The organism is Streptomyces sp. ActVer (assembly GCF_027270795.1).
GTDB classification, from domain to species: domain Bacteria; phylum Actinomycetota; class Actinomycetes; order Streptomycetales; family Streptomycetaceae; genus Streptomyces; species Streptomyces umbrinus_A.
This window is the reverse complement of record NZ_JAPWHT010000001.1, coordinates 93450-103055: the sequence shown is the minus strand read 5'-3', so window position 1 is coordinate 103055 and position 9606 is coordinate 93450. Positions and strand designations below refer to the sequence as shown.

The 9606-nt window shown below is 72.1% G+C and carries 6 protein-coding genes; 4 read left to right on the top strand and 2 right to left on the bottom strand.

The window, feature by feature from the left end; genetic code table 11:
- On the bottom strand, positions 1–1429 hold a 1429-nt coding region (locus O3Q52_RS00530), incomplete at its 3' end, for a sensor histidine kinase KdpD (protein ID WP_269646762.1).
- A gap of 317 nt (positions 1430–1746) precedes the next feature.
- Positions 1747–2370: a TetR/AcrR family transcriptional regulator gene (locus O3Q52_RS00525; RefSeq protein WP_055613921.1), complete on the bottom strand. Its 624-nt coding sequence runs from the start codon at positions 2368–2370 to the stop codon at positions 1747–1749.
- Between the two features lie 179 nt (positions 2371–2549).
- Here O3Q52_RS00525 and O3Q52_RS00520 point away from each other — a divergent pair, with 179 nt between their 5' ends.
- The 4 genes from O3Q52_RS00520 to atzF all read left to right on the top strand — a co-directional run bounded on the left by O3Q52_RS00520 (position 2550) and on the right by atzF (position 9440).
- Positions 2550–3374 carry an urea amidolyase associated protein UAAP1 gene (locus O3Q52_RS00520; protein ID WP_269646761.1) on the top strand — a complete coding sequence of 275 codons (825 nt, stop codon included), beginning with the start codon at positions 2550–2552 and terminating at the stop codon, positions 3372–3374.
- Positions 3371–3985: an urea amidolyase associated protein UAAP2 gene (locus O3Q52_RS00515; RefSeq protein WP_269646760.1), complete on the top strand. Its 615-nt coding sequence runs from the start codon at positions 3371–3373 to the stop codon at positions 3983–3985. Before O3Q52_RS00520 ends, O3Q52_RS00515 begins: the two co-directional genes overlap by 4 nt.
- 29 nt (positions 3986–4014) lie before the next feature.
- The gene (uca, locus tag O3Q52_RS00510) at positions 4015–7596 is read left to right on the top strand and encodes an urea carboxylase (RefSeq protein ID WP_269646759.1); all 3582 of its coding nucleotides are present in this window, start codon (positions 4015–4017) and stop codon (positions 7594–7596) included.
- 164 nt (positions 7597–7760) lie between these two features.
- A complete protein-coding gene (gene atzF / locus O3Q52_RS00505; RefSeq protein WP_269646758.1) occupies positions 7761–9440 on the top strand; it encodes an allophanate hydrolase in 1680 nt (559 codons plus the stop codon).
- Positions 9441–9606 lie beyond the last annotated feature (166 nt).

Here is a 9606-nt window from a genome sequence, read left to right as displayed (position 1 = left end):
CGGCCATGGCGGGCTCGGCCGCGGCCTCCGCGGCGGCGGCCTCGGCCATGCGCTGGCTGAGCGGGGTCTTCATCCGGCTGCGGCGCTGCGGCAGGCCGTTCGGCGTCCACTCGGTGACGACGGGGACGTCGTCCTCCATGCCCGGGTCCATCTCCTCCGCGGAGCTCGGGACCCGCGGTCCGGTGGTCGGGCGACGGCGTTTGGGCTTGCGGTTGGGGCCCTCGACACCACCGGTGTCCATGGTGGGTACGGCGGCTGCGCCGATGCCGTGGGCGAGCCCGGGAGCGGGCTCGATGCTGAGCATGTCGCGGGGTACGACGATCACCGCGCGGACCCCGCCGTACGCGGACTGCCGGAGCGCGATGTGCATCTTGTACATCGTCGACAGACGGCCGACGACGGCGAGGCCGAGACGCGGGCTGTCGCCGAGTTCCTGCAGGTCGACGCTTGCCTGGGCCTTGGCGAGCATGTCCTCGACCTTGGCGCGGGACTCCTCGCTGAGGCTGACGCCGCCGTCCTCGATCTCGATGGCGATGCCGGTCTGCACCTCGACGGCGGTGACGTGCACCTTGGTGTGCGGCGGCGAGTAGCGCGTCGCGTTGTCGAGGAGTTCGGCGCAGGCGTGGATGACCGGTTCGACGGAGACGCCGTTGACGTTGGCCTTGGCGATCGAGTGCAGCTCGATGCGTCGGTAGTCCAGGATGCGGGACATCGCGCCACGCAGCACGCTGTACAGCGGCACGGGCTTGGGCCACACACGTCCGGGGCGGCTGCCGCCGAGGACGGCGATGGAGTCGGCGAGGCGGCCGATCAGCGCGGTGCCGTGGTCGATGCGCAGGAGGTCGTCGAAGACCTCGGGGTTGCGCCCGTGGTCCTCCTCCATCTCCCGGAGTTCCTTGTTCTGCTGGTGGACGATCGCCTGGACACGCCGGGCGATGTTGACGAAGGACCGCTGCGAGGAGTCGCGCAGCGCTTCCTCGCGGTCGACGATGTCGAGCACCATGTGCACCAAGTCACGCTGCGACTTGGGGAGTTCGCCCCACTCGGAGTCACCGTCGATTTCGTTGCGAATCACCTCGTCGGGGGATTCTCCGCAGCGCAGGCGGTACAGCGCGGCGGGCAGGATCTCCGTGCCCAGCCGGGTGAACTCCTGGTCGTGGGCAGCGATCCGCTGCTCCAGGCAGGCGGTCCTCCGAGCGTGCTCGGCACGCAGGTCACGGACCATACGGCCGCGGCGCACCGCGACGGCCGCGACCGCGATCACCAGGAGCGTCGCGCCTGCTCCGCACAAGCCGACGGCGATCCGGGCCGACCCCGTCACCAGGGCGACACCGGTCCCGGTCACCGCGGCCATCAGTATCGCCGGCAGCAGCAGCACGCGCGCGTAGGGAAGTTCACGGCCACCGGGAGGCGATTGAACACTCACCATGTATGCCCTCTGAGACAAATCGGCTGAAGGTCGGGGAAGTTGCTGGGGGTTTATCTGGCAATCAAACTGGATCTTCGGTATCTTTTGGAACAAGCGCACGAATACACCCCAACTCGGTGCGCTGCGGGCGAGCTTAGTCCGACCGGATCATCGCCGTGTCATATTCAGCAAGCACCTGAAATCACCCTCGCGACAGGAGTACGCTCTGCCCCATTTACACACAGCGAGGTCATTCGCACACGTTGCGTGACGGCGTACGGGCATACGAAAACCCCTCACCAGAAGGGGTGGGACAGCGCCCGGAGGCGGCTTCCGGCTCAGATTCCGGCGATGCGCAGGGCCGCGTCCGCGGTGGCTTCGGCGAAGGCCGAGACGGGCCGCTCGGGATCGGAGCGGTGCACGAGGATCACCCCTTCGATGAGACCGAAGAGCAGATCGGTGCGAAGGTCCAGCTCGCTCTTGGCGAGCGCGCCGCCCGCCTCGGTCGCGGCGAGCAACTGCCGGTAGGCGTCCTTGAGTTCGGCCCGTACGGCGTGGAAGCCGGCGAAGCGCTCCGAGTGGACCTCGGGCAGCAGATAGAGCCCGCCGAGGTTGTGCGAGCCGCCGCAGAGCAGCTCGACGTCGGTGCGGCACAGATCCCAGAGGCGGTCCGCGGCAGGGGCGTCGTGCTCGGCGAGGAGCTGCCGGGCGAAGGCCAGCGAGGGCGTGACGGTGGACTCCAGGAGCGCGGCGAGCAGCTCCTCCTTGCCGGACACGTAGTGGTACATGGACGCCTGGCGCATGCCCGCCCGCTCGGCGACGGCCCGGGTGGTCGTGGCCGCGTACCCCCGCGTCGTGAACAGCTCCGCGGCGGCGGCGAGCAGCTCGTCGCGCGGCGAGAGGCCGCTGTCCGGCCGCTGCTCGGCGCGCGGCCTGCCCACTCGTCGTCCACTGGAACCCATGCGTTCGATCCTCGCACACCGCCCCATCAGGCGATCTCGGTGAGGGATCGGTAACGGGGCCGCAACCCGCGGGCAACGGCGGCGACCCGCCCGGCTCCTAATTTCTGTCGGGCGACAGAAATACGAGCACCCGCTCGACCGCACCCATGACCGACCACTGCCGAGCCGGAGGTCCCGCGATGGCGACAGCGACCACTTACGGAGCCCGCGCGCACGCCCGCGCCCAGGAGGGCACCCGAGCCGAGGCCATGCCCGTCGTCCCGGCGAGTGCCTGGCCCGCGCCGCCGTGCGAGGCGGGCCACCTCGTGTGGGCGGAGACGGTGGCGGGCGGCAACTACACGCACAAGGTGCTGGCCCGCGGCACGGAGCTGCGGCTGACCGACCTCAAGGGCGACGCCTGCGCCCATCTGCTCCTCTTCGCCGCCGACCGGCCGTGGGAGCGCCTGAACGTGGCCGACACGGTGAAGGTGCAGTGGAACGCCTACCTCGGCGAGGGCCAGTTGCTCCTCTCCGACCAGGGCCGCGTCCTCGCCTCGGTGATCACCGACACCTCCGGACGGCACGACGCGCTGTGCGGCACGTCCGGTCTCGTGCGGAACACGGAGCGGTACGGGGACGGGGCGCCGCAGTCCCCCTCGCCCGCCGGGCGTGAGCTGTTCAAGCTGGCGGCCGCCAAGAACGGGCTGGCGCCGCGGGATCTGCCGCCGTCGCTGTCCTTCTTCCAGGGCGTGGAGGTACGCGAGGACGGCTCTCTGGACTTCACCGGTTCGGCCGGTCCCGGGGTGAGCGTGACGCTGCGCACCGAGCAGGACCTCACGGTGCTGCTGGCCAACGTGCCCCACCCGGCCGACCCCCGCGAGGCCTACACGAGCACGCCGCTGGAGGTACTGGCCTGGCGCGCCGAGGCCACCCGGTCCGGTGATCCGCTGTGGGACGCCACGCCCGAGGGCCACCGCGCCTTCCTCAACACCGCCGAGTTCCTTGCCGCGAGGGGGATCGCATGAGCGAGCAGTCCGTCCAGAGGACCACCGTCGCGGCCCGGGCCGCCTGGTCGGCCGTCGTCCGCGCGGGCGCCACGCTCACCATCACGGACCTGCACGGCAACCAGGCCGTCGACTTCCTCGTGTACGACGCCGGGGACACGAGCGTGCGTTACAGCGCGCCCGACACGATCCAGGCGCAGGGGAACATCTTCCTGACCACGGGCAGTGTGCTCATGTCGAACGAACACACGCCGCTGATGACGGTCGTCGCGGACGACGTCGGCCGGCACGACACGGTCGGCGGCGCCTGCTCCAAGGAGTCGAACACGCTGCGGTACGGGCACCACACCTGGTCCCAGCACGCCTGCGTGGACAACTTCCTTGCGGAGGGCGCCCGTTACGGCCTCGGCAAGCGCGACCTGGTCTCCAACATCAACTGGTACATGAACGTGCCGGTCGAGAAGGACGGCACCCTCGGCATCGTCGACGGCATCTCGGCGCCGGGCCTCTCCCTGACCCTGCGTGCCGAGCGTGACGTGCTCGTGCTGGTCTCCAACTGCCCCCAGATCAACAACCCTTGCAACGGCTTCGAGCCGACCGCGGTGGAGATGACGATCGGGGCTCCCGAATGAGCGGCGGAGGAGCGGATGCCGGCGGAGGGATGAGCGGCGGCGGGACCGACTTCGACACGCTCCTCGTCGCCAACCGGGGCGAGATCGCGGTCCGGATCATCCGTACGGCAAGGGAGTTGGGCCTGCGCACGGTCGCGGTGTACTCCGACGCGGACCGCTCGGCGCCCCATGTGCGGCTCGCCGACGAGGCCGTACGGCTGGGGCCCGCGCCCGCCAAGGAGTCGTACCTCGACGCGGATCTCGTTCTGAGGGCGGCGAAGGACACCGGGGCCGGGGCGATCCACCCGGGCTACGGCTTCCTGTCCGAGGACGCGGCGTTCGCTCGCCGCTGCCAGGACGCGGGCATCGTGTTCGTGGGGCCCACGCCGGAGCAGTTGGAATTGTTCGGGGCGAAGCACACGGCCCGGGCGGCCGCGGAGGCGGCCGGGGTACCGCTGGCGCCGGGTACGGGCCTGCTCGCGGACGTCGACGAGGCCCTGCGCCTGGCCGAGTCCATCGGCTACCCGGTGATGCTCAAGGCGACCGGCGGCGGAGGCGGCATCGGCATGTCCGCGTGCCGCTCGGCGGAGGACCTCCGTGACGCCTGGGAGCGTGTGCAGCGCGTCGCCGCGGCGTCCTTCTCCTCCGCCGGTGTCTTCCTGGAGCGGCTCGTCGAGCACGCCCGCCATGTCGAGGTGCAGGTGTTCGGCGACGGCGAGGGCCGTGTCGTCACCTTCGGCGACCGCGACTGCTCGCTCCAGCGCCGCAACCAGAAGGTCGTGGAGGAGGCCCCGGCTCCCGGCCTGCCTTCCCATGTGCGCGAACAACTTGCCACCGCCGCACGCGACTTGTGCGCGAGCGTCGGCTACCGCTCCGCCGGCACGGTCGAGTTCGTCTACGACGCGGCCCGCGAGGAGGCGTACTTCCTGGAGGTCAACACCCGGCTCCAGGTGGAACATCCGGTCACCGAGGAGATCTACGGCGTCGACCTCGTCGCGTGGATGCTGCGGCTGGCCCGCGGCGACTCCGATGTCGTACGCGATCCCGGGGCGCCGCGCGGCCACGCCGTCGAGGCGCGGGTGTACGCGGAGGACCCGACGCGCGAACACCGGCCCAGCGCGGGCCTGTTGACCCGGGTCGAGTTCCCGCGGGGGGTCCGTGTGGACGGCTGGATCGAGACGGGTACCGAGGTCACCACGGCGTACGACCCGATGCTCGCGAAGGTCGTCGCGTACGGCTCCGACCGGGCGCACGCGCTGGAGCGGCTGGACGAGGCGCTGGCCAGGACCCGGGTGGACGGTATCGAGACGAACCTCGGCCTGGTGCGGGCCGCGCTGTCGGACCCGGCGTTCCGGGCGGCCGCGCACTCCACGGCCACCCTCGCCGCGGTGAGCGATCCGACGCCGCGGATCGAGGTCGTCTCCGGCGGGACCCTGACGACGGTCCAGGACTGGCCGGGTCGGACCGGCTACTGGCAGGTGGGTGTGCCGCCGTGCGGGCCGATGGACGACCTGTCCTTCCGGCTCGGCAACCGGGCGCTGGGCAACGACGAGGGCGCCCCCGGGCTCGAATGCACCTTGCAGGGACCGGCGTTGAGGTTCACGCATCCGACGACCGTGTGCGTCACGGGCGCTCCGGCGCCGGTGACGGTCGACGGGACGGCGGTCCCCCAGTGGGAGCCGGTGACGGTACCCGCGGGCGGTCTGCTGGAGGTGGGCGCACCCTCGGAGCACGGACTGCGGACGTACGTACTCCTCGCCGGCGGCGGCCTGGACGTGCCGGCCTTCCTGGGCAGCGCCTCGACGTTCACGCTGGGCCGCTTCGGCGGGCACGGCGGACGGGCCTTGCGGACGGGGGATGTGCTGCACGGGGGGGCTGTTCCGGTTGGTGGCTTCCCTGGTGGTCCTGTTCCGGTCGGCGAGCGGCCGGTGTTCGGTTCCGAGTGGCAGGTCGGTGCGCTCGAAGGGCCGCACGCGGCACCGGAGTTCTTCACCGAGGAGGACATCCGCGACTTCTACGCGGCCGAGTGGAAGGTGCACTTCAACTCGGCGCGTACGGGCGTACGGCTGGTCGGGCCCAAGCCCCGCTGGGCGCGCACCGACGGCGGCGAGGCGGGCCTGCACCCCTCCAACATCCATGACACGCCCTACTCGGTCGGCGCGGTCGACTACACGGGCGACATGCCGGTGCTGCTGGGCCCGGACGGGCCATCGCTGGGCGGGTTCGTCTGCCCGGCGACCATCGCGAAGGGTCAGCGCTGGAAGCTGGGACAGCTGCGGCCGGGTGACACCGTCCGCTTCATCCCGGTGACCGTGCCCGAGGCCGCGCGGCTGCGGCATGCCCCGGCTGCAGCGCCGGTCGCGGACCGTGCGGAGATCGCCGACGGCGGCGTACTGGCCCGGGACGCCGACGTGACGTACCGGCGCAGCGGTGACGACAACCTGCTCGTCGAGTTCGGGCCCATGCAGCTCGACCTGGCGCTGCGGATGCGGGTGCACGCGCTGATGGAGGCGGTGTCGGCAGCCGGGCTGCCCGGCATCACCGACATCACGCCCGGCATCCGTTCGCTCCAGATCCAGACGGACCCGGACGAGCTCCCGGCGCCCGAACTCCTGTCCCTGGTAAGGGAGATCGTCGCCTCGCTCCCACCCGCCGACCAGCTCGTCGTGCCGTCGCGCACCGTGCACCTCCCGCTCTCCTGGGACGATCCTGCGACCCGCGAGGCCATCGCCCGCTACATGGCGGGCGTGCGCGACGACGCGCCCTGGTGCCCGTGGAACATCGAGTTCATCCGCCGCGTCAACGGTCTCGACTCGGTCGAGGACGTGTACCGGACGGTCTTCGACGCCGAGTACCTGGTCCTGGGCCTCGGCGATGTCTATCTCGGGGCGCCGGTGGCGACGCCGCTCGACCCCCGGCACCGACTCGTCACCACGAAGTACAACCCGGCGCGCACCTGGACGGCCGAGAACTCGGTGGGCATCGGCGGGGCGTACCTGTGCATCTACGGGATGGAGGGGCCCGGCGGCTACCAGTTCGTGGGCCGTACGACGCAGGTGTGGTCCGGGTGGCAGCAGCGGGGCGCGTTCGAGCCGGGCTCGCCCTGGCTGCTGCGCTTCTTCGACCGCGTCAAGTGGTACCCGGTGGACGCGGACGAACTGCTGGACCTGCGCTCCGACATCACCTCGGGCCGCTTCGTCCCGAGGATCGAGGAGGGCACCTTCTCCCTCGCCTCGTACGAGGCCTTCCTCGCCGAGAACGCCGACGCGATCGAGGAGTTCCGCACCCGGCAGGGCACGGCCTTCTCCGCGGAGCGCGACGCCTGGGAGGCGGCGGGCGAGTTCACCCGTGCGGAGGCGGTGTCGGCTCCGGTGGCCGCCCCCGTGCAGGTGACAGTGCCCCCGGGCGCCCGCCTCGTCGAAGCCGAATTCGCCGCCTCGGTGTGGCAGCTCAACGTCCAACCGGGCGACACGGTCACCACCGGCCAGCCCCTGCTGGCCCTGGAGGCCATGAAGATGGAGTCCCGGGTCCCGTCCCCCATGAACGGAGTGGTCCTGGACCTCCTGGCCAAACCGGGCGACCAGGTGGAAGCGGGCACGGCGTTGGCGGTGGTGGGCCCGCCACCGGCCTGAGCCCCGCGTCATCCGTGGGCAGCCCGGCCCACCCGCGCCGCGCCGTCTGCGGGCAGGCACCCCACCCGCCGCACAGTCTGTGGGCAGGCGTTCCGCAGGGCGGAACGGGTGGGCACAGACTGCCGGGCCCGCAGCCGACAACGAACCCCCAGCAAGGAGCACAGATGTCGCCCCAGACCAAGCCCCACGCAGTGGCCCGCGTGCGCAGGGCCTACGCCCGTATCGAGGCCACATCCCGCCCCGAGGTCTGGATCGACCTGCGCCCCCAGGCAGAGGTGGAAGAGGAAGCCCGAGCCATCGACACCCGCGTGGCCGCAGGCGAGCACCTCCCCCTCGCAGGCAGGCTCTTCGCCGCGAAGGGCAACATCGACGTGGCAGGCCTCCCCACCACCGCCGCCTGCCCGGCCTACGCATACCACCCGGAGACGGACGCCCCGGTGGTCGCCCGCCTCCGCGCGGCAGGCGCGATCCCCCTGGGCACCACCAACCTGGACCAGTTCGCCACAGGCCTGGTAGGAACCCGCTCCCCCCACGGCCCCGTCCGCAACGCCGTCGCCCCCGAAAGAATCAGCGGCGGCTCCAGCTCGGGAAGCGCGGTAGCGGTAGCCCTCGGCATCGTGGACCTCGCTCTGGGAACCGACACCGCAGGCAGCGGCCGCATCCCCGCGGCCTTCAACGGCATCGTCGGCCTCAAGCCGACCCGAGGCCTCGTCCCCACGGACGGCGTGGTCCCGGCCTGCGCCACCCTCGACTGCGTGACGGTCTTCGCCCGCACCCTCCAGGAGGCGGAGCAGGCCCTGGCACACATGGCCTCCCCGCCCGCCCGCGACCTCCCCGCACTCCCCCAGCGCACCCCGGGCCCATGGCGCATCGCCGTCCCGCCCCGCGAACAGCTCGGCGAGCTGGACGAGGGCTGGGCGGAGGCGTACGAGGAAGCCGCCGCCCAACTCCGCGCGGCGGGAGCCGAGTTGCGCCCCCTGGACCTCGCCCCCTTCACCGAGGCCGCCGCGATGCTCTACGAGGGCGCCTTCGTGGCCGAGCGCTACACCGCCGTGGGAAGCTTTGTCGACAAGTTGCTCTCCGAGGGCGGAGCGGGCCTCGACCCGACGGTCGCCGGCATCATCACCCGCGCCCGCGACATCCCGGCCCACCAGCTCTTCGCAGACCAGGACCGGCTGGCGGCCCTGCGCACCCGCGCGCTGGCGGAACTCGGCGACGCGGACGCCCTGCTCCTCCCCACGGCCCCGGGCCACCCCACGCTCGCCGAGGTCGCCGCCGACCCGCTCGGCTCCAACGCCCGGCTCGGCCGCTTCACCAACTCCACGAACCTCTTCGACCTGGCGGCCGTGGCCGTCCCGGCGGGCGTGGTTGGGGGCCTCCCGTTCGGCGTGATGCTGATCGGCCCGGCCTTCACCGACGAACGCCTCGCCCGGATCGCCCGGACCCTGGAGGCACCGACGACCCGGATCGCCGTGGTCGGCGCCCACCTGTCGGACCAGCCGCTCAACGGCCAACTCCTCTCCCTGGGCGCCCGGTTGGAACGAACGACCAGGACCGCGCCCGTCTACCGGCTGCACGCCCTGTCGACCGAACCGCCCAAGCCCGGTCTCGTCCACGTGGGCGAGGGCGGCACCGCGATCGAGGCCGAGGTCTGGCGCCTGCCCGCGGAGGGACTCGCCCGCCTGCTCGCCGCGCTGCCCCGGCCGATGGCCCTGGGCCGGGTCGAACTGGCCGACGGCGACGAGGCACCCGGCTTCCTGTGCGAGCCGGGCGCGCTCGACGGCGCGCGGGACATCACGGCGTACGGGGGATGGCGCGCGTATCTGAACTCCCCCGACGAGTGACAGGCCTCTGCACCGGACCGGCCGCAGCGAGAACACGCCGGGCCTACCGTCCCCGAAAGCCCCACCGAGGCACCGTCAGGCCCCACGCAGGCACCGGCAGGCCCCGCCGAGGCCTGCACCGTCGCTCCCCCGCCGGGCCCCGGAGGGGGAAGCAGCCGACACCCAC